Here is an 18,901-nt window from a genome sequence, read left to right on the forward strand (position 1 = left end):
CCTCTTTTGCCTGCGGCCGGTTATCGCCACTGCGCGTCCGCCGCAAGGTTGGCGGCGATCGCCGCTTCCCACTGCTCGCCGTTCGCCAGCAGCTTGGCCTTGTCGTAGATCAGCTCCTCGCGCGTTTCGGTCGCGAACTCGAAGTTCGGCCCCTCGACGATGGCGTCCACCGGGCAGGCTTCCTGACAGAAGCCGCAGTAGATGCACTTCGTCATGTCGATGTCGTAGCGCGTGGTGCGGCGCGAGCCGTCCTTGCGAGGCTCGGCCTCGATGGTGATCGCCTGCGCCGGGCACACCGCCTCGCACAGTTTGCACGCGATGCAGCGTTCCTCGCCGTTCGGATAGCGGCGCAGAGCGTGCTCGCCGCGGAAGCGCGGGCTGATCGGCCCCTTCTCGAACGGGTAGTTCAGCGTCGCCTTGGGCTTGAACATGTACTTGAGCGTCAGCGCCATGCCCTGGAGCAGCTCCAGCAGCAGCAGCGACTTGGCGGCTCTGAATAGCGAGGTCATGACGCGAACCTGTCTGTGAAGAACATCAGCCAACCGGAAACGAGGGCCACCCAGAACAGCGACAGCGGCAGGAAGACCTTCCAGCCGAGGCGCATGAGCTGGTCATAGCGGTAGCGCGGCACGGTCGCCTTCACCCATGCGAAGAGGAAGAACACGAACGCCATCTTCGCGAAAAACCAGATGAAGCCGGGGATGAGGTAAAGCGGCGCCCAGTCGACCGGCGGCAGCCAGCCGCCGAGGAACAGGATCGACGTCATCGCGCACATCAGCAGGATGTTCGCGTACTCGCCGAGCCAGAACAGCGCGAAGCTCATCGACGAATATTCGGTCTGGTATCCCGCGACCAGCTCGGCTTCCGCCTCGGGAAGGTCGAACGGCGGGCGGTTCGTCTCGGCGAGCGCCGAGATGAAGAACACCACACCCATCGGCAGCAGCAGCGGATTGAAGATGTTGCCGTTCAGGAACAGGATGTTGCCCTGCTGGCTCATCACGATCTCGCTGAGGTTGAACGACGAGGCGTAGAGCACGACGCTGATGATGACGAGGCCGAGCGAAACCTCATAGGAGACCATCTGCGCCGCCGAGCGCAGGCCGCCGAGGAACGGGTATTTCGAGTTCGACGCCCAGCCCGACATGATGATGCCGTAGACGCCGAGCGAGGACACCGCGAACAGGTAGAGGATGCCGACGTTGATGTCGGCGAGCACCGCGCCCGCATCGAACGGGATCACCGCCCAGCCGATCAGCGCCAGCGTGAAGGTGATCATCGGCGCGAGCAGGAACACGCCCTTGTTGGCGCCGGACGGGATGATGGTTTCCTTGAGGAACACCTTGGCGCCGTCCGCGAAGCTCTGGAGCAGGCCCCACGGCCCCACCACGTTCGGGCCGCGCCGAAGCTGCATCGCCGCCCAGATCTTGCGGTCCGCATAGACCGCGAAGGCGACCGCGACCATCACCGGCAGGGCGATGAGCAGGATGAGGATGAGCGTCGCGACCAGATAGCCGAGGTTCGGCCCGATCAGATCCTGAAAGAACGCCGTCATTATTCCGCCGCCTCCAGAACGGGCTCGCCGTGCAGCAGCAGCGCCGAACACTCCTGCATCACGGTGGACGCGCGCGCCACGGCGTTCGTCAGGTAGAAATCGCGCGTGACGCGGCCGATCGGCGCGGCGTCGAACTCGCCAGCCCCGGAACCCACGCTGCCGAAGTCGATCTCGCCCGAAGCCGGTGCGATGCCTTCTTCCGCCAGATGCGGCCATTCGGCGGCGATGCGGGCGCGCAGCGCCGCGAAGCTGTCGTAGGGCAGCCTGCTGCCGAGCACGTCCGAAAGCGCGCGCAGGATCGCCCAGTCCTCGCGGGCGTCGCCTGGCGCGAACACGGCGCGGTAGCTGCGCTGCACGCGGCCTTCCATGTTGACGTAGGTGCCGTCCTTCTCGGCGAAGCTCGCGGACGGCAGGATCACGTCCGCCCCGTGCGCGCCGCGGTCGCCGTGGTGGCCGATGTAGACCTTGAACACGCCGCCGAGATCGGTGTCGATCTCGTCCGCGCCGTGCACGAACAATGCCTTGAGGCCGCCGCCGAGCACCTCGCCGATGCCGCCCGCGTGCGTGAAGCCGATGTCGAGGCCGCCGACGCGCGAGGCGGCGCCGTGCAGCACGTTGAAGCCCTCGGCGCCGATCTTCGCGGCCTTCGCGATCTTGCCGAGCGCGGCGAGGATCGCGGGCGCGTCGCCGCGCGTCAGCGCCGCGGCGCCGACGACGATCGCGGGTTTCGTCGCGCTCTTCAGCGCGTCCGCCGCAGCCTTCGGCAGCTTCGCGAGGACGGAGGCGCCGTCGCCGAGCTGCGTCACCGGGTAGGTGAGGTCGATCTCCGGCCCCACGTTGAAGACCTTCGCGCCCTTCTTCACCACGGCCTTGCGGATGCGCGTGTTGACGAGCGGGGCGTCCCAGCGCGGATCGGCGCCGACGAGCAGCACCACGTCCGCATCCTCGATACCCGCGATGCCGGTGTTGAAGCGGTAGGCGCCCGAACCGCCGCCCGGCAGCGCCATGCCGTCCGTGCGGCACTCGAAACGGTCCGAGCCGAGCGACTTCATGAGGTCCTTGAGCGCGACCATCGACTCGACGTCGAGAAGCTCGCCCGCCACCGCGCCGATCTGGTTGCCACCGAGATCCGACAGGCCCGTCTTGATCGCGCCAAACGCTTCCGCCCACGTCGCGGGCTCCAGCTTGCCGCCGCGGCGCACATAGGGCTTGTCGAGACGGCGCTTCGCAAGCCCGAGCGGCGCGTAGCGCGTCTTGTCCGACGCCCACTCCTCGTTCACGTCGTCGTTGACGCGCGGCAGCACGCGCAGCACGGCGGGGCCGCGCGCGTCGATGCGGATGTTGGTGCCAACCGCATCCATCACGCAGATGCCGTTCGTCTTCGTCAGCTCCCACGGCCGCGCCTCGAACGCATAGGGCTTCGAGGTGAGCGCGCCGACCGGGCAGAGGTCGATGACGTTGCCGGAAAGCTCCGACTTCACGGCCTGCTCGAGATAGGACGTGATCTGCATGTTCTCGCCGCGATAGACGGCGCCGATCTCGTCGGTGCCCGCCACCTCCTCGGCGAAGCGGATGCAGCGCGTGCAGTGGATGCAGCGGGTCATGATCGTCTTGATGATCGGACCCATGTACTTCTCGGTGACGGCGCGCTTGTTCTCCGTGAAGCGCGAGCCGCCGCGCCCGTAGGCGATGGACTGGTCCTGAAGATCGCACTCGCCGCCCTGATCGCAGATCGGGCAATCGAGCGGGTGGTTGATGAGCAGGAACTCCATCACCCCCTCGCGCGCCTTCTTCACCATGGCGCTGTCGGTGCGGACCTCCTGCCCGTCCATCGCGGGCAGCGCGCACGACGCCTGCGGCTTCGGCGGCCCCGGCTTCACCTCGACGAGGCACATGCGGCAGTTGCCGGCGATCGACAGCCGCTCATGATAGCAGAAGCGCGGCACTTCCTTGCCCACGGCCTCGCAGGCCTGAAGCACGGTGGCCCCGGCGGGAACCTCGACCTCGATGCCGTCGACGGTGAGTTTGGGCATCAGACTTTCCTACTCTGCCGCCACGGCGAGGGCCGCGCCCTTGCGTTCGTTGATGCGGCGCTCAAGCTCGGGGCGGAAGTGGCGGATGAGGCCCTGAATCGGCCACGCCGCCGCGTCGCCGAGCGCGCAGATGGTGTGCCCCTCGACCTCGGTGGTGACGTCGAGCAGCGTGTCGATCTCCGAGATGTCCGCGTCGCCGGTGCGAAGGCGCTCCATCACGCGCCACATCCAGCCGGTGCCCTCGCGGCACGGCGTGCACTGGCCGCAGCTCTCGTGCTTGTAGAAGTAGGAGATGCGGCTGATCGCGCGGACGATGTCGGTGGACTTGTCCATCACGATTACCGCCGCCGTGCCGAGGCCGGATTTCAGCTCGCGCAGGCCGTCGAAGTCCATCGGCGCGTCCATGATCTCGGCGGCGGGCACCAGCGGCACCGACGAGCCGCCGGGGATCACCGCGAGCAGGTTGTCCCAGCCGCCGCGAACGCCGCCGCCATGCTTCTCGATGAGGTCGCGGAAGCTGATGCCCATCGACTCCTCGACGACGCACGGCGTGTTCACGTGGCCGGAGATCTGGAACAGCTTGGTGCCGAGGTTGTTCGGGCGGCCGAAGCCCGCGAACCACTCCGCGCCGCGCCTGAGGATCGTCGGCGTCACGGCGATGGATTCGACGTTGTTCACCGTCGTCGGGCAGCCGTAGAGGCCCGCGCCCGCCGGGAACGGCGGCTTCAGGCGCGGCTGGCCCTTCTTGCCTTCGAGGCTTTCGAGAAGCGCGGTTTCCTCGCCGCAGATGTACGCGCCCGCGCCGCGGTGGACGTAGACGTCGAAGTCGTAGCCGGAGCCGCAGGCGTTCTTGCCGATGAAGCCCTTGTCGTAGGCCTGCTCCACGGCGGCGAACAGCGTCTCCGCCTCGCGGATGAACTCGCCGCGGATGTAGATGTAGGCGGCGCTCGCGCGCATCGCGAAGCCGGCGATCAGCGCGCCCTCGATCAGCTTGTGCGGATCGTGGCGGATGATCTCGCGGTCCTTGCACGAGCCGGGCTCGGACTCGTCGGCGTTGATGACGAGATAGGACGGGCGGTCCTCGCGCGGCTCCTTGGGCATGAACGACCACTTGAGGCCGGTGGGGAAGCCCGCGCCGCCGCGCCCGCGAAGACCGGACGCCTTCACCTGCTCGATGATCCAGTCCTGCCCCCTGGCGAGGAGGTCCTTCGTGCCGTCCCAGTCGCCGCGCTTCAGCGCGCCTTTGACGCCCCAGTCCTGCCAGCCGTAGAGGTTGGTGAAGATGCGGTCCTTGTCCTCAAGCGGCGCGATGGTCATGCCATGTAATCCTTGAGGCAGGTCTGCCCGCCGACGGGCGCGCTGTTCTGGCGGTCGATCTGCGGACCGGGCTTCGGCGTCCCGCCCGCGGCAAGCTCGTCGAGGATGCGCGTCATGCTGTCGTAGTCGAGGTCTTCGTAGTTGTCGTCGTTGATCTGCACCATCGGCGCGTTGGCGCAGGTGCCCATGCACTCGACCTCGGTGAGCGTGAAGAGGCCGTCCTCCGTGGTGTGGCCCTTCGCGAGGCCCTTGTCCTTGCAGGCGCGCATCACCTCGTCGGAGCCGCGCAACATGCAGGGCGTCGTGCCGCAGACCTGAACGTGATGGCGGCCGACGGGGGCGAGGTTGTACATGGTGTAGAAGGTCGCGACCTCGAGCACGCGGATGTAGGGCATCCCCAGCATCCTCGCGACGAACTCCATCACCGGGATCGGCAGCCAGCCTTGAGTCTTCGTCTGCGCGCCGACCTGACGCTGCGCGAGATCGAGCAGCGGCATCACGGCGGACTGCCTGCGCGCCTCCGGATAGCGCGCGAGGATCACCTTCACGCGCCGCGCGTTCTCCGGCGTCCAGTCGAAGCCGTCGAACGCGTGGTGCTGTTCGGGCGTTGCGGAATGCGCGTGACTCACCGGTCGACCTCACCGAAAACGATGTCGAGACTGCCGAGCACGGCGGGCGCGTCGGCCAGCATGTGGCCCTTCAGGAGGAACTCCATCGCCTGGAGGTGCGAGAAGCCCGTGGGGCGGATCTTGCAGCGGTACGGCTTGTTGGTGCCGTCCGCCACCAGATAGACGCCGAGCTCGCCCTTGGGGCTTTCGGTCGCGACGTAGACCTCGCCCGCCGGAACGTGGAAGCCTTCCGTGTAGAGCTTGAAGTGGTGGATGAGCGCCTCCATCGAGCGCTTCATCTCGCCGCGCTTCGGCGGAACCACCTTGCGGTCGAGGCTGGCGATCGGGCCTTCCGGCATCTCGCGCAGGCACTGCTTGATGATCCGCAGCGACTGCTTCATTTCCTCGATGCGGACCATGAAACGGTCGTAGCAGTCCCCGGCCTTGCCGACCGGCACGTCGAACTCCATGCGGTCGTAGACGTCATAGGGCTGCGACTTGCGGAGGTCCCACGGCAGGCCCGAACCGCGGATGCAGGGGCCCGAAAAGCCCCACGCCACCGCGTCCTGCTCGCTGATCACGCCGATGTCGACGTTGCGCTGCTTGAAAATGCGGTTGTCGCAGATCAGCACCTCGAAGTCGGCGAGCGCCTTCGGGAAGGCGTCGGCCCAGTCGGCGATGTCGGCGATCAGCTTCGGCGGCAGGTCCTGATGGACGCCGCCGGGCCGGAAGTAGGCCGCGTGGAAGCGCGCGCCGGAGGCCCGCTCGTAGAAGCCGAGCAGTTCCTCGCGTTCCTCGAACATCCACAGGATCGGCGTCAGCGCGCCGACGTCCATCGCGTGCGCCGTGGTGTTGAGAAGATGGTTGGCAATGCGCGTCAACTCCGCGAACAGCACGCGGATGTACTGGGCGCGAAGCGGCACCTCGATATCGAGCAGCTTTTCGATCGCGAGCACGTAGCTGTGCTCCATCGACATCGGCGACACGTAATCGAGCCGGTCCATGTAGGGCAGCGCCTGGAGATACGTCTTGTACTCCATCAGCTTCTCTGTGCCGCGGTGCAGCAGGCCCACATGGGGATCGCAGCGCTCGACGATCTCGCCGTCCAGCTCCATCACCAGACGAAGCACGCCGTGCGCCGCCGGGTGCTGCGGCCCGAAGTTGATCGTGTAGTTCTGGATCTCGACATCGCCGGTGACGGGCGACGCGGTTGCGACTTCGGCCATCAGGCGGGTTTCCCTTCCGGCTTGGTTTCGGCCTTCTCATCGCCCGGCAGCACGTAGTCGGCGCCTTCCCACGGGCTCATGAAGTCGAAGCTGCGGAAATCCTGCGCCAGCTTCACGGGCTCGTAGACGACGCGCTTGTGCTCTTCGGAGTAGCGCAGCTCGACATAGCCGGTGAGCGGGAAGTCCTTGCGGAACGGGTGCCCGGTGAAGCCGTAGTCGGTGAGGATGCGGCGGTGGTCCGGGTTGCCGTCGAAGCGGACGCCGTACATGTCCCACACCTCGCGCTCCAGCCAGCCCGCCACCGGCCAGAGATCGACGACGGAGGGAACCGGGTGCTTCTCGTCGGTGAGCGTCTTCACGCGGATGCGGCGGTTCTTCGTCAGCGACAGCAGGCAGTAGTTGACCTCGAAGCGCTCAGGGCGCTCCGGATAGTCGACGCCCGTGATCTCCATGAGCTGCTGGTATTCGAGGCCCGGCGTGTCGCGCAGCGTCTCCAGCGCCTTGTAGAGATCGCGGCGGTGGACGGTGAGCGTCACCTCGAAGGCGTGCTCGGCCGCATCGACGACGAGGTCGCCGAGCGCGGCGCGCGCGGCGTCGATGACGCCTTCATCGGAGGACGTGCGGGGCGCGGGGCTTTTCATCGCTCGAACGTCCCCACGCGGCGGATCTTCCGCTGCAATTGCAGGATGCCGTAGAGCAGCGCCTCGGCGGTCGGCGGGCAGCCGGGCACGTAGATGTCCACGGGGACGATACGGTCGCAGCCGCGCACTACCGAATAGCTGTAGTGGTAATAGCCGCCGCCGTTGGCGCAGCTTCCCATCGAGATGACGTAGCGCGGCTCCGACATCTGGTCGTAGACGCGGCGCAGCGCCGGGGCCATCTTGTTGCAAAGCGTGCCCGCGACGATCATCACGTCCGACTGCCGCGGGCTGGCGCGCGGCGCGGCGCCGAAGCGCTCGAGATCGTAGCGCGGCATACTGGAGTGCATCATCTCGACCGCGCAGCAGGCAAGGCCGAAGGTCATCCACCACAGCGAGCCGGTGCGCGCCCAGTGGAACAGCTCCTCGGTCGAGGTGACGAGGAAGCCCTTGTTGGACACCTCGCTGTTGATGTCGTCGACGAAGCCCTGATCCGGCATGACGATACCGGAGCCGGCAGGCGCCATTCGGGTCTCTACTCCCATTCCAGCGCGCCCTTCTTCCATTCGTAGATGAAGCCGATGGTGAGGATGCCGAGGAACACCATCATCGACGCCCAGCCGAACACGCCCGTCACGCCGAGGCTGACCGCCCACGGGAACAGGAACGCGACCTCCAGATCGAAGATGATGAACAGGATCGACACCAGGTAGAAGCGCACGTCGAACTGGCGGCGCGCGTCCTCGAACGCAGGGAAGCCGCATTCGTACTCGGCGAGCTTGTTCGGGTCCGGCTTGTTCACGCCGGTGAGGTTCGAGACGAGCACGGGCAGGCCCACGAAAGCGCCCGACAGCAGCACCGCGACGCCCAGAAACAAGAGGATCGGCAGATACTCCGCCGCGACCGATTGCATACGCGATTCCCTGATGTTCGCGGCGCTTTTAGGCGCGTGTCAGCGGGCTTGCAAGGCTGTAAGCCTGCCTTTTGAGCTCAGTTTGCTGCGCCGCGAAGCGCCCCGCCGATGAGTTTATGCAAACGACTCTGAATAGCACCATTGGACGCGATAACTTCGCGCCTTTCGATGGGTCTGTCGCCGCCGCGATAGTCGCTGACGAAACCCCCGGCTTCACGCACGAGAAGGATGCCGGCGCCCACGTCCCATGCGTTGAGGCCCGCCTCCCAGTAGCCGTCGTAACGGCCCGCGGCGACCCATGCGAGGTCGAGCGCCGCCGACCCGAAACGCCTTATGCCTGCGACATTTGGCGCCACCGCCTGAAGGATCGAATCGAACTGCCCGAAATCGCCGTGCCCGCGGAACGGAACGCCGGTCGCGATCAGGCAGTCGCCGAGGTCCTTGCGCGCCGAGACGCGCAGGCGCTGGTTCTGAAGCCACGCGCCCCTGCCCGCTTCCGCCCAGAAGCTCTCGTCGGTGAGCGGCTGATAGACGAGGCCCGAGACGATCTGCCCGTCCTGCTCCACCGCGATCGTGATCGCGAAGTGCGGGATGCCGTGCAGGAAGTTGGACGTGCCGTCCAAGGGATCGACGATCCAGCGCGGGCGCGAGGGATCGCCCTCGATCTCGCCGCCTTCCTCCAGCACCAGCCCCCAGTCGGGGCGGGCCTGACGGAGCACCTCGACGATGGTCTTCTCGGCGGCGCGGTCGGCGTTCGACACGAAGTCCGACGGGCCCTTGCGGGAAACCTGGAGCTGCGACACCTCATTGAAATCACGGCGCAGCCGCGGCGCGGCCTTGCGCGCGGCCTTGTCCATGATGGTGATGAGGGCGGAATGGGCGGGCATGAGGAAGCCGATCAGTCGGCGCGGCGGACGTAGGTCTGCTCGTAGACGTCGACGACGATGCGCGTGCCCGACGCGATGTGCGGCGGCACCATGATGCGCACGCCGTTGTCGAGCACGGCGGGCTTGTAGCTGGACGAGGCGGTCTGGCCCTTCACCACGGCGTCGGCCTCCACGATGGTCGCCTCGACCTGATCGGGGAGCTGCACCGAAAGCGGCCTTTCCTCATAGAGTTCCATGACGACGTCCATGCCGTCCTGCAGGAACGCGGCGGCGTCGCCGAGCAGGTCCTGCGGCAGCGAGACCTGCTCGTAGGTCTCCTTGTCCATGAAGGTCAGCATGTCGCCTTCGGCGTAGAGGAACTGGAAGTCCTTGGTGTCGAGGCGGACGCGCTCCACCGTCTCCGACGAGCGGAAGCGGACGTTCGTCTTGCGGCCGTCGACGAGGTTCTTCAGCTCGACCTGCATGTAGGCGCCGCCCTTGCCGGGCTGCGTGTGCTGGATCTTCACGGCGCGCCACAGCCCGCCTTCATATTCGATGATGTTGCCGGGACGGATGTCCACGCCGCTGATCTTCATGGGTTCAATCCTGAGAAAGAAAGGTCGCGCGGCTTCTATCAGCGCGCGGGCGCGGGCTCAAGGACGCTCTGAAACGCTTTCACGCCTGCCGCCGGCCCTTCGCGATGCGCCCAGACGGCGCTGGAAACAGCGAGAAAATCTGCGCCCGCCTCCACGAGCGGCCGCGCGTTCTCAGCCGTGATGCCGCCGATGGCGACGCAGGGGATTTCGCTGATCGTCGTCCACCACGACAGGATCGACAGGTCGGGGCGGTGCGTCGTCGCCTTGGTGGCGGTGGGATGGAAGGCGCCGAACGCCACGTAGTCCGCACCCGCCTCGCCCGCTTCCATCGCGAGGTGGCGGCTGTCGTGGCAGGTGACGCCGATCTGTGCGTCGTGGCCGAGCAGGCCGCGCGCGGCGGCGACGCTGCCGTCCGTCTGGCCGAGGTGCACGCCGTCCGCGCCGAGGTCCTTCGCGAGATCGGCGCGGTCGTTCAGGATGAAGGCGACGTCATAGGCCGCGAGGATCGGCTTCAACGCCGCGCCGGCGCGCAGGATTTCCATGTCCGGCACGTCCTTCAGCCGAAGCTGGAACGCCGCCACCGGCCCGGCGTCGAGCGCCGCCTTCAGCTTTTCCGGAAAACCCGGATCGTAACGCTCCGGCGAGATCAGGTAGAGCTGGCACGGCGGCCGTGCCTCGCGCTCGAAGCGGTCGGCAAAGCCGGGGTCGAGCACCAGATCGTCTTCACTGGTCACAGGCCATGTCCTCCCACGGGCCGCGTCATCCGGCCATTGTCCATACCCGCGATCAACGGGCGCGCCTTCCGGATCGCATCCTTCACGGCCGGAAGACCGAGCGAGGCGGTATGGCTCTCGGCGCTGTCCCAGACTTCCGTGATCCAGATCGCATCGGCGTCTTCCGGGTCTTCCGCCACGATGTAGCTGAGGCAGCCGGGCATGGCATCCACGCCTTCGAGCAGGATCGCGATGAGCGCATCTCTCTGGCCCGGCACCGCGGTCATGCGGCCGATGAGGCCGTGCATGGCGCCGCGCTCGGCCGCGCCCGACGAGCCTGCACCGAGCAGCGCCGTCATCGAGCCGGCGACAAAGGTCCGCCGCCCAACCCTGCTCATTCGCCGTCCACCACTGCGATCAGGAACCCGTCCCAGCCCTTGCTGCCGACGGTCTGGATCGCCGTTGCCGTCAGGCGGGGCTCGGCGGCGACGGCATCGAACAGCGCGCGCGTGCCGAGAACGGCGGCATCGCCGCTCGCCGCGTCCGCCACGCGGCCTTCCCGCACCACGTTGTCGACGATGACGAGGCCGCCGGGCCGCGTCAGTGCGAGCGCGGCTTTCAGGTAAGCGACATTGTTCGGCTTGTCGGCGTCGATGAACACGAGGTCGAACGGTCCCTCGCTCTCCGCTTCCATGCGCGAAAGCGTCTCCACGGCCGGGCCGACGCGGATCTCGACCTTGTCGCCGATGCCCGCCGCATCGAGGTTGGCGCGCGCGACTTCGGCATGGTGCGGGTCGATTTCCAGCGTCACGAGGACGCCGTGGCCGGGAAGCGCGCGGGCGAGCCAGATCGTCGAATAGCCGCCAAGCGTGCCGACCTCCAGAAGCCGCCACGCGCCGATCCCGCGCGCGAGGACGTGGAGCAGCTTGCCCTGCGCCGCCGACACGTCGATGGCGGGCAGTCCTTCGGCGGCGTTGCGGGCAAGGGCCGCGTCGAGCGCCGGGTCGCCGCCGATCAGACGGTCGGCGATAAAGGCGTCAACGTCGGCCCAACCCGCCGACACGGGGCCTATTCCTTGCCCTTGTAGATCGCCACCAGCTTCGCGAGCATGGCGAGCGCCTCGTCGCGCGGGCGCTGGAAGGTGTTGCGGCCGATGATCGAGCCGTTGCCGCCGCCGTCGCGGATGTCGCGCGCGTCCTGATAGACGGCGTCCGAGCCCTTCGCGGCGCCGCCCGAGAAGACGACGATGCGGCGGCCGTTGAAGCACGACTTCACGACATGCGCCACGCGCTTCGCCTGCGTGGAGGCATCCAGCTTCTCGTAGGCCTTCTGCGCGTCCTTCTGCTCGATGTGCGCGGTCGGCAGCTTCACCTTGATGATGTGCGCGCCGAGCAGCGCCGCCATGTGCGCCGCATAGGCGCCGACGTCGAGCGCAAGCTCGCCGTCCTTCGAGAGCTTGCCGCCGCGCGGATAGGACCAGATCACCGTGGCGAGGCCCACCGACTTCGCCTCGGCGGACATCTCGCGGATCTCCTCCATCATGTCGAACACGTCGTCCGCGCCCGGATAAATGGTGAAGCCGATCGCCGAGCAGCCGAGGCGCAGCGCGTCGTCCACCGTGCCGGTGACGGCCTGGTTGATCGAGGTCGCCCACGAGTTGGACGAGTTCACCTTGAGGATCGTTGGGATCTGGCCCGCGAACGTGTCGGCGCCCGCCTCGATCATGCCGAGCGGCGCGGCATAGGCGGAAAGCCCGGCGTCGATGGCGATCTGGTAATGGTAGTGCGGGTCGTAGGCTGGTTCGTTGACGGCGAAGCTGCGCGCCGGGCCGTGCTCGAAGCCCTGATCGACGGGGAGGATGATGAGCTTGCCGGTGCCGCCGAGCTGGCCCTGCATCAGGATGCGGGCGAGGTTCGCCTTGGTGCCGGGGTTGTCGCTTTCATAGTTCGAAAGGATGGCCTTCACGGCCTTCGTCATCTTCATGCGTCGTCCTCGTCGCTGGTTTGATCGGTTGCGGCGGGTGATACAGAAGAGGGCCGCGCATCGCAACGACCTCGCGCCCGATATGGGGATGTTCGGCTAGTTGAGTGCGGCGAGCGTGAACCCGGCCTCGCTGCGGCCGAGCACCATCGTCCAGAAGCGGCCCTTGGTGGGCGAGCAGGCATAGCCGATGCCGACATCGGTGACGTCGTCCAGCATCATGTTGTCGTGGTGGCCGGGGCTCTTGTCCCACGCGACGACCACCGCGTGCGAGGTCGGCAGGTTCCACGCGACGTTCTCGGCGCGCGGCACGCCGTCGAAGCGCGCGCGCTCGGCACGGTCGACGAAGCTGCTGCCGTCCGAGCCGCTGTGCGAAAGCTTGCCCCACCCGGCGAGATCGTCGGAATGGCGCTGCGCGGCGCGGGTGAGCGCCATGTTGACGCGCACCGGCGACAGGCCCTGCGCGCGGCGCAGGTCGTTGAGCGCGTCGACGGCCTCCGCAGGCTTCACGTCACCCGCCGCGCACCAGCTCTGCTTCGCGACCGCAACGGTCGAGAAGCCCGCGGCCACGGCAGGCGTGGCGATCAGGAACGCGACAGTGGCGAGACGCATAAGCATGGCACCGACCTTCGCCGGAAAGGCTTAAGGTCGGGTTTTAAGAAATGGTTAACGGGGCAGGTGCGCGGAACGTCAGAGAACAGGTGCGGCCTCCGACGGTTCGGCTTGCGTTTCAGGGGACGGCGCCTCCGCCGGTTGCCCGGAAACTGCCTCTTCCGCTTCCGCATCGGCCGGTGCCGCAGCTTCAGCCGGTGCCGCAGGCGTCGGATCGGGCAGTCTTTCGACGCCCGCCAGATCCCAGCGGGTCATCATCTGCCCGGCGCAGGCATAGGTGGCGCCGTTCCGCAGGACGGCGAGCTTCATCGCCTCCGCAAGCACGGGCTGGCTCGTCGCCAGGGTCCGGCGGGCATCGTCCGGGAAACTCGCGTGGTTGAGGCCGTCATACCTCGCGCCGCTCGAAAGCCGGGCATTGATGTAGGGAACGAAGTCCCCGACGTAGACGACCTCGCCTTTCCCGACATGGAAGGTCGGCGCGCCGAAGCAGTTGGTGGAAAACGGCAATCCCGGCTGGCCGGGCGGCGTCATGGCGTTGATCACGTAGTCGCCGGCGGTGATGCGGTGCACCTGCACCTCGTACCCGGCCTTCTTGTCGGCGCTTTTGACGTCGAGAATGTAGGTCGTGGTGTCGCCGGTCTTTTTCGCGTCGCGGGGCCGGTAGACGATGTCCCGCTTCTCCACGTCGTAGCGGTAGAACTGGACGCTGGCCGAACGCCCCAGGCTCGGCGCATCGACGCGGCGAAAGCCGAAGACGATCGCGCCCTCGCCTTCGTCGAGGGCCACCGGCGCCGCCGGATCGACCTTCTTGCCGGTCCACACGACGCCCGGACCCGCGAGCGGCGCATCCAGCTTGAGGCCCGGGTCGTCCGCCTGCGTGAAGCTGTCCCGCGCGGTGATCTTGCCCTCGACCGTTTCGGCGCCGACCATCCGGTCGAAAAAGGCGCTCCGCTCGGCGTCGGCCATCGCCGCGAGCCTTGTCGAGTCCGCGGCAGGCAGTTCGACGAGCCGCCAGCCCTTGATGAGCAGGCAGGACCGGCGATTGGCGCGGCGCTGCTCGCCTTCCACGATGGCGCTGCCGATCAGCCCGCCGAGGCCCGCCCCGATGCCCGCGGCCATCGGCGAGACGTAGGCCGGGTTGTAGACGTAGGTCGCCGTTCCCGACGGCGTGCGCGAGCCGCGCGCGATCAGGCGGCAGGTCTGCCAGTCGGCGTCGTACTCGGCGCGTGTCGCGCCCGGCTTGTTGTAGAAGCGCGTGTCCTTGAGATCGCGCGCGGCGTCCTTCGCGATCTCCTCGGGCGTGTCCTCCGGATCGGCCGGGGGCTGCTGCGCGACCGGCGGACCGCCCGTGCCCCCGATCGGCACCGGCATCACCTGATACTGCGCATATGCCGCCTGCTGCGCAGCGCCTGCGAGCAGAACCACGCCGACCGCGGCCCGTAAATGCATGAATCCCCCCAAGTTCACGACGCCCGGAACGGGCGGCGCAAACATGGTTATTATCTGCCGTTACGCACCTGTAAAGACTGGCTTATGCGCCCGGTCGGAATTACGCCCGCAGCGCCTCGACGCCCGGCAGCACCTTGCCTTCCATCCATTCGAGGAAGGCCCCGCCCGCGGTCGAGACGAAGCTGAAGCTGTCCGCCACGCCGGCGTGGTTGAGCGCCGCGACCGTGTCGCCGCCGCCTGCCACCGAGACGAGGCTTCCCGCCTCGGTGAGCGCCGCCGCCGTGCGGGCGAGCGCGACGGTCGCGGCGTCGAACGGCTCAAGCTCGAACGCACCGAGAGGGCCGTTCCACACCAATGTGCGGCAGGTCTTGAGCGCGTCCGACAGCGCCTCGACGGCGGCGGGGCCGATGTCGAGGATCATCTCGTCCGCACCGACCTCGTGGACGTTGACGGTGCGGTTCGCGGCGTTCGCCTTGAACTCCTTCGCCACCACCACGTCGTAGGGCAGATGCACGGTGCAGCGCGCCGCGTCGGCCTTCGCGAGGATGCCGAGCGCCACGTCCCTCAGGTCGTGCTCGCAGAGCGACTTGCCCACGTCCACGCCGCGCGCGGCGAGGAAGGTGTTCGCCATGCCGCCGCCGATGATGAGGTGATCGACCTTACCGACGAGGTTGTTGAGCACGTCGAGCTTCGACGACACTTTCGCACCGCCGACAACCGCCGCGACGGGACGCTCGGGATCGCCGAGCGCGGCTTCCAGATGTTCAAGCTCCGCCTGCATCGAGCGCCCCGCATAGGCCGGAAGCACGTGCGCCAGCCCCTCGGTCGAAGCGTGCGCGCGGTGCGCGGCGGAGAAGGCGTCGTTGACGTAGAGATCGCCGAGCTTCGCGATCTCGGCGACGAGCGCCGGATCGTTCTTCTCCTCGCCCGCCTCGAAACGGGTGTTTTCGAGAACGGCGATCTCGCCGGGCGCCATCAGGCCCACCGCCTGCTCGGCGGGCGGGCCCTTGCACTCGGTGACGAAGCCGACCGTGCGGCCGAGCACCTTGGCGAGCGCGCTGGAGATCGGCGACAGGCTGAACTCCGCGCTTTCGCCCTTCGGACGCCCGAAGTGCGAGAGCACCAGCACGATCGCGCCCTTGTCGGCGAGCTCGGCGATGGTCGGCTGCGCGGCGCGCAGGCGGGTGTCGTCGCTGACCTTCCCCGCCTGCATCGGCACGTTGAGATCGGCGCGGACGAGGACGCGCTTGCCGGCTACGTCCCCGATGTCGTCGAGCGTCCGGAATTTCGCCATGATCAGAGGAACGCCGCGATGGCTTTCGCGGTGTCGACCATGCGGTTCGAGAAGCCCCACTCGTTGTCGTACCAGGAAACGACGCGCACGAGCTTGCCTTCGAGCACGGCGGTTTCGAGGCTGTCGATGGTAGAAGACGCCGGCGTGTGCTGGTAGTCGATCGAAACCAGCGGCTCGTCGGAATAGCAGAGGATGCCCTTCAGCGGGCCGCTTTCGGACGCCGCCTTGAGGATGGCGTTCACCTCGTCCTTCGTCGTGTCGCGCTTCGGCGTGAAGGTGAGGTCGACGAGGCTGACGTCCGGCGTCGGCACGCGGATCGCCGAACCATCGAGCTTGCCCTTCAGTTCGGGAAGCACCTCGCCCACGGCGCGGGCGGCGCCGGTCGTCGTCGGGATCATCGACATGGCGGCGGCGCGGGCGCGGCGCAGGTCGTCGTGGATCTGGTCGAGGATCTTCTGGTCGTTGGTGTAGGCGTGAACGGTGGTCATCAGGCCGCGCTCGATGCCGAGCGCGTCGTTCAGCACCTTGGCGACCGGCGCGAGGCAGTTCGTCGTGCAGCTCGCGTTCGAGATGATCGTGTGCCCGGCCTCGATCTTGTCGTGGTTCACGCCGAAGACGACGGTGAGGTCGACGTTCTTGCCCGGCGCCGAGATCAGCACCTTCTTCGCGCCCGCCGCGATGTGCTTCTCGGCCGACGCGCGGTCCGTGAAGAAGCCGGTGCACTCGAGCGCGATGTCGACGCCGTTCGCAGCGTGCGGCAGGTTCGCCGGGTCGCGCTCGGCCGAGACCTTGATGCGCTTGCCGTCGATGATGAGATCGTTGCCGTCCACCTCGACGGTGCCCGGATAGGTGCCGTGCACGGAATCGCGCTTGAACAGCAGGGCGTTCGACTTCGCGCTCGAAAGGTCGTTGATCGAGACCAGTTCCAGCCCGCTTTCCGAGCGCTCCAGAATGGCCCGCGCCACAAGACGCCCGATGCGGCCGAATCCGTTGATCGAAACCTTCGCCATGTCTCTCGTACTCCTGTTCCTGTTTTAAGCGAGCCTTCCCCGGACCGTCTTCGCGATGGCGTCGGCGGTCAATCCGAACTTCTCGAACAAGGCTTCGGCGGGCGCGGACGCGCCGAAGCGGTCGATGCCGAGCCTGAGGCCCTTGCGGCCCGTATAGCGTTCCCAGCCGATCGTGGTCCCCGCCTCGACCGAGACGATGAGCGCGTCTTCGGGCAGGATCCCGGCCTGATAATCAGCGCCTTGCAGATCGAAGAGTTCCCAGCACGGCATAGACACGACGTCGCAGCCGATGCCGTCCGCTTCCAGCAGATCGGCGGCGGCGAGCGCGGCCTGCACCTCGGAACCGGTGGCGAGGAACACGACCTTGCGCGCGGCGGATGCGGCACGCAGGCGGTAGGCGCCCTTCGCCGAGAGGTTCTCGCTCGCCTCGCTGCGGACCTGCGGCAGGTTCTGGCGGGAGAGCGCGAGCACCGTCGGGCCGCTGTCGTTTTCGAGCGCGAGCGCCCAGCACTCCGCCGTTTCCACGACGTCCGCCGGGCGCATGACGAGCACGTTCGGCATCACGCGCAGGCTCATCACGTGCTCGATCGGCTGGTGCGTCGGGCCGTCCTCGCCGAGGCCGATGGAATCGTGCGTCATCACGTAGATCGCCTGCGCGCGCTGGAGCGCGCTGAGGCGGATCGCCGGGCGGCAATAGTCGGTGAAGACGAGGAAAGTGCCGCCATAGGGCACGATGCCGCCGTGCAGCGCCATGCCGTTCATCGCGGCGGCCATGCCGAATTCGCGGATGCCGTAATAGACGTAGCGCCCGCCGTAGTTCGCGGCGTCGAGCGTGCCGAGGCCCTTGGTGAGCGTGTTGTTGGAGCCGGTGAGGTCGGCCGAGCCGCCGATCGTGTTCGGCACGGCGGCGTTGATGGCGCCGAGCGCAAGCTCGCTCGCCTTGCGCGTCGCCACCGTCTGCGGCGCGGCGATCAGCGCGTCGATGTGCGCCTTCAGCGCCGGTCCCGCAGCCTTCAGCGCGGAGCCGTCCAGCCACGTCAGGAATTCGGCGTAACCCTCTGCTTTTGCAGCGTTCGCTTTCCAGTCGGCGCTCGTTTTCGCGCCGCGCGCGCCGGAGGCGCGCCACGCCCCCAGAATATCCGCGGGGATTTCGAACGGCGCGTGGTTCCAGCCGAGCGTCTCGCGCGCCGCCGCCACTTCCGCAGCGCCGAGCGGCGAACCGTGCGTCGCCGCCGTGCCCTGCTTGTTCGGCGCGCCGTAGCCGATGATGGTGCGGCAGGCGATCAGCGACGGGCGCGGATCGGCCTTGGCGGCGCGCAGCGCCGCGTCGATGCTCGCGGGATCGTGGCCGTCGCACGGGACGACATGCCAGCCCGCCGCCTCGTAGCGCGCCTTTACATCCTCGGACGTCGACATGGAGGTCGCGCCGTCGATGGTGATGCGGTTGTCGTCCCAGATCACGTTGAGGCGGCCGAGCTTCAGGTGCCCGGCAAGGCCGATCGCCTCGTGGTTGATGCCTTCCATCAGGCAGCCGTCGCCCGCGATCACCCACGTGTGATGATCCTGCACGGCGTCGCCGAAGCGCGCGTTGAGGTGCCGCTCCGCGATCGCCATGCCGACGGCGGTGGCGAGGCCCTGCCCGAGCGGGCCGGTCGTCGTCTCGACGCCGGGAAGCTCGAAATTCTCCGGGTGCCCCGCGCACGGGCTGCCGAGCTGGCGGAAGTTCCTGATCTGGTCGAGCGTCGGCTTCTCGTAGCCGGTCAGCCAGAGCAGCGCATAGATCAGCATCGAGCCGTGGCCGGCGGAAAGCACGAAGCGGTCGCGGTCCGGCCATTCAGGCCACTGCGGATCGTACTTCAGATGCTGCGTGAAGAGAACCGTGGCGGCATCCGCCATGCCCATCGGCATTCCGGGGTGGCCGGAATTCGCGGCCTGAACGGCATCCATCGCCAGCGCGCGGACGGCGTTGGCGAGATCGGCGTGCGTAACAGTCATCTTCGGCTTGGTTCCCCAATATTTCGGCCGGGCGGCGAATCGGCGCGCACAATGGAGAGGGGCTTATGCCGCGTCAACGCCATGTCAAGGCATGGCGGC

Annotated in this window: 20 protein-coding genes; all 20 read right to left on the minus strand. The window is 67.6% G+C overall.

The genetic code is table 11. The features are described 5' to 3' along the window. Window positions 1–20: 20 nt before the first annotated feature. The 20 genes from nuoI to tkt all read right to left on the minus strand — a co-directional run bounded on the left by nuoI (window position 21) and on the right by tkt (window position 18,802). Window positions 21–509: an NADH-quinone oxidoreductase subunit NuoI gene (gene nuoI, locus PE061_RS16650; RefSeq protein ID WP_271256347.1), complete on the minus strand. Its 489-nt coding sequence runs from the start codon at window positions 507–509 to the stop codon at window positions 21–23. Beyond that, window positions 506–1,552 (minus strand): NADH-quinone oxidoreductase subunit NuoH, encoded by a 1,047-nt coding sequence (gene nuoH, locus PE061_RS16655; protein ID WP_271256348.1) that lies wholly within the window; start codon window positions 1,550–1,552, stop codon window positions 506–508. The genes nuoI and nuoH overlap by 4 nt, the downstream gene beginning before the upstream one ends. Further along, on the minus strand, window positions 1,552–3,585 hold the full coding sequence (nuoG, locus tag PE061_RS16660) for an NADH-quinone oxidoreductase subunit NuoG (protein ID WP_271256349.1): 2,034 nt from the start codon (window positions 3,583–3,585) through the stop codon (window positions 1,552–1,554). Before nuoG ends, nuoH begins: the two co-directional genes overlap by 1 nt. A 9-nt stretch (window positions 3,586–3,594) precedes the next feature. Next, a complete protein-coding gene (gene nuoF, locus PE061_RS16665) occupies window positions 3,595–4,902 on the minus strand; it encodes an NADH-quinone oxidoreductase subunit NuoF (protein ID WP_271256350.1) in 1,308 nt (435 codons plus the stop codon). Then, entirely contained in the window at window positions 4,899–5,531 is a 633-nt protein-coding gene (gene nuoE, locus PE061_RS16670) for an NADH-quinone oxidoreductase subunit NuoE (RefSeq protein ID WP_271256351.1), read from the minus strand. Before nuoE ends, nuoF begins: the two co-directional genes overlap by 4 nt. Next, a complete protein-coding gene (locus PE061_RS16675; RefSeq protein ID WP_271256352.1) occupies window positions 5,528–6,736 on the minus strand; it encodes an NADH-quinone oxidoreductase subunit D in 1,209 nt (402 codons plus the stop codon). The genes nuoE and PE061_RS16675 overlap by 4 nt, the downstream gene beginning before the upstream one ends. Continuing rightward, complete coding sequence (locus PE061_RS16680; RefSeq protein ID WP_271256353.1) at window positions 6,736–7,377, minus strand: NADH-quinone oxidoreductase subunit C; 642 nt, start codon at window positions 7,375–7,377, stop codon at window positions 6,736–6,738. The genes PE061_RS16675 and PE061_RS16680 overlap by 1 nt, the downstream gene beginning before the upstream one ends. Further along, a complete protein-coding gene (locus tag PE061_RS16685; RefSeq protein WP_271256354.1) occupies window positions 7,374–7,919 on the minus strand; it encodes a NuoB/complex I 20 kDa subunit family protein in 546 nt (181 codons plus the stop codon). The genes PE061_RS16680 and PE061_RS16685 overlap by 4 nt, the downstream gene beginning before the upstream one ends. Then, window positions 7,910–8,287, minus strand: coding sequence for an NADH-quinone oxidoreductase subunit A (locus PE061_RS16690; RefSeq protein ID WP_271256355.1), 378 nt, complete (start codon window positions 8,285–8,287; stop codon window positions 7,910–7,912). The genes PE061_RS16685 and PE061_RS16690 overlap by 10 nt, the downstream gene beginning before the upstream one ends. A 77-nt stretch (window positions 8,288–8,364) precedes the next feature. Beyond that, on the minus strand, window positions 8,365–9,174 hold the full coding sequence (locus PE061_RS16695) for an inositol monophosphatase family protein (protein ID WP_271256356.1): 810 nt from the start codon (window positions 9,172–9,174) through the stop codon (window positions 8,365–8,367). Between the two features lie 11 nt (window positions 9,175–9,185). After that, window positions 9,186–9,749, minus strand: a complete 564-nt coding sequence (gene efp / locus PE061_RS16700; protein WP_121048563.1) for an elongation factor P — start codon at window positions 9,747–9,749, stop codon at window positions 9,186–9,188. A 38-nt stretch (window positions 9,750–9,787) separates the two neighbouring features. Beyond that, window positions 9,788–10,483, minus strand: a complete 696-nt coding sequence (gene thiE / locus PE061_RS16705) for a thiamine phosphate synthase (RefSeq protein ID WP_271256357.1) — start codon at window positions 10,481–10,483, stop codon at window positions 9,788–9,790. Next, window positions 10,480–10,860, minus strand: coding sequence for a putative quinol monooxygenase (locus tag PE061_RS16710; RefSeq protein WP_420794316.1), 381 nt, complete (start codon window positions 10,858–10,860; stop codon window positions 10,480–10,482). Before PE061_RS16710 ends, thiE begins: the two co-directional genes overlap by 4 nt. Beyond that, a complete protein-coding gene (locus PE061_RS16715) occupies window positions 10,857–11,525 on the minus strand; it encodes an O-methyltransferase (protein WP_271256358.1) in 669 nt (222 codons plus the stop codon). The genes PE061_RS16710 and PE061_RS16715 overlap by 4 nt, the downstream gene beginning before the upstream one ends. Before the next feature lie 5 nt (window positions 11,526–11,530). Continuing rightward, window positions 11,531–12,445 (minus strand): class I fructose-bisphosphate aldolase, encoded by a 915-nt coding sequence (locus tag PE061_RS16720; RefSeq protein WP_336297002.1) that lies wholly within the window; start codon window positions 12,443–12,445, stop codon window positions 11,531–11,533. A gap of 96 nt (window positions 12,446–12,541) precedes the next feature. Continuing rightward, a complete protein-coding gene (locus PE061_RS16725) occupies window positions 12,542–13,060 on the minus strand; it encodes a CAP domain-containing protein (RefSeq protein WP_271256359.1) in 519 nt (172 codons plus the stop codon). Between the two features lie 72 nt (window positions 13,061–13,132). After that, complete coding sequence (locus PE061_RS16730; RefSeq protein ID WP_271256360.1) at window positions 13,133–14,503, minus strand: hypothetical protein; 1,371 nt, start codon at window positions 14,501–14,503, stop codon at window positions 13,133–13,135. Window positions 14,504–14,603: 100 nt separating this feature from the next. Continuing rightward, the gene (locus PE061_RS16735) at window positions 14,604–15,797 is read right to left on the minus strand and encodes a phosphoglycerate kinase (protein WP_271256361.1); all 1,194 of its coding nucleotides are present in this window, start codon (window positions 15,795–15,797) and stop codon (window positions 14,604–14,606) included. Between the two features lie 2 nt (window positions 15,798–15,799). Beyond that, window positions 15,800–16,807, minus strand: a complete 1,008-nt coding sequence (gene gap / locus PE061_RS16740; RefSeq protein ID WP_271256362.1) for a type I glyceraldehyde-3-phosphate dehydrogenase — start codon at window positions 16,805–16,807, stop codon at window positions 15,800–15,802. 24 nt (window positions 16,808–16,831) lie between these two features. Continuing rightward, a complete protein-coding gene (tkt, locus tag PE061_RS16745; protein ID WP_271256363.1) occupies window positions 16,832–18,802 on the minus strand; it encodes a transketolase in 1,971 nt (656 codons plus the stop codon). Window positions 18,803–18,901 lie beyond the last annotated feature (99 nt).

This window comes from Sphingosinicella microcystinivorans, from assembly GCF_027941835.1.
In the GTDB taxonomy this organism is placed as follows: Bacteria; Pseudomonadota; Alphaproteobacteria; order Sphingomonadales; family Sphingomonadaceae; genus Sphingosinicella.

Bases quoted from the DNA above. Each gene is read 5' to 3' on its own strand.
- nuoI (WP_271256347.1), bottom strand. From the start codon at position 509: ATGACCTCGCTATTCAGAGCCGCCAAGTCGCTGCTGCTGCTGGAGCTG.
- nuoH (WP_271256348.1), bottom strand. From the start codon at position 1,552: ATGACGGCGTTCTTTCAGGATCTGATCGGGCCGAACCTCGGCTATCTG.
- nuoG (WP_271256349.1), bottom strand. From the start codon at position 3,585: ATGCCCAAACTCACCGTCGACGGCATCGAGGTCGAGGTTCCCGCCGGG.
- nuoF (WP_271256350.1), bottom strand. From the start codon at position 4,902: ATGACCATCGCGCCGCTTGAGGACAAGGACCGCATCTTCACCAACCTC.
- PE061_RS16675 (WP_271256352.1), bottom strand. From the start codon at position 6,736: ATGGCCGAAGTCGCAACCGCGTCGCCCGTCACCGGCGATGTCGAGATC.
- PE061_RS16680 (WP_271256353.1), bottom strand. From the start codon at position 7,377: ATGAAAAGCCCCGCGCCCCGCACGTCCTCCGATGAAGGCGTCATCGAC.
- PE061_RS16685 (WP_271256354.1), bottom strand. From the start codon at position 7,919: ATGGGAGTAGAGACCCGAATGGCGCCTGCCGGCTCCGGTATCGTCATG.
- PE061_RS16690 (WP_271256355.1), bottom strand. From the start codon at position 8,287: ATGCAATCGGTCGCGGCGGAGTATCTGCCGATCCTCTTGTTTCTGGGC.
- PE061_RS16695 (WP_271256356.1), bottom strand. From the start codon at position 9,174: ATGCCCGCCCATTCCGCCCTCATCACCATCATGGACAAGGCCGCGCGC.
- efp (WP_121048563.1), bottom strand. From the start codon at position 9,749: ATGAAGATCAGCGGCGTGGACATCCGTCCCGGCAACATCATCGAATAT.
- PE061_RS16710 (WP_420794316.1), bottom strand. From the start codon at position 10,860: ATGAGCAGGGTTGGGCGGCGGACCTTTGTCGCCGGCTCGATGACGGCG.
- PE061_RS16720 (WP_336297002.1), bottom strand. From the start codon at position 12,445: ATGAAGATGACGAAGGCCGTGAAGGCCATCCTTTCGAACTATGAAAGC.
- PE061_RS16725 (WP_271256359.1), bottom strand. From the start codon at position 13,060: ATGCTTATGCGTCTCGCCACTGTCGCGTTCCTGATCGCCACGCCTGCC.
- PE061_RS16730 (WP_271256360.1), bottom strand. From the start codon at position 14,503: ATGCATTTACGGGCCGCGGTCGGCGTGGTTCTGCTCGCAGGCGCTGCG.
- PE061_RS16735 (WP_271256361.1), bottom strand. From the start codon at position 15,797: ATGGCGAAATTCCGGACGCTCGACGACATCGGGGACGTAGCCGGCAAG.
- gap (WP_271256362.1), bottom strand. From the start codon at position 16,807: ATGGCGAAGGTTTCGATCAACGGATTCGGCCGCATCGGGCGTCTTGTG.
- tkt (WP_271256363.1), bottom strand. From the start codon at position 18,802: ATGACTGTTACGCACGCCGATCTCGCCAACGCCGTCCGCGCGCTGGCG.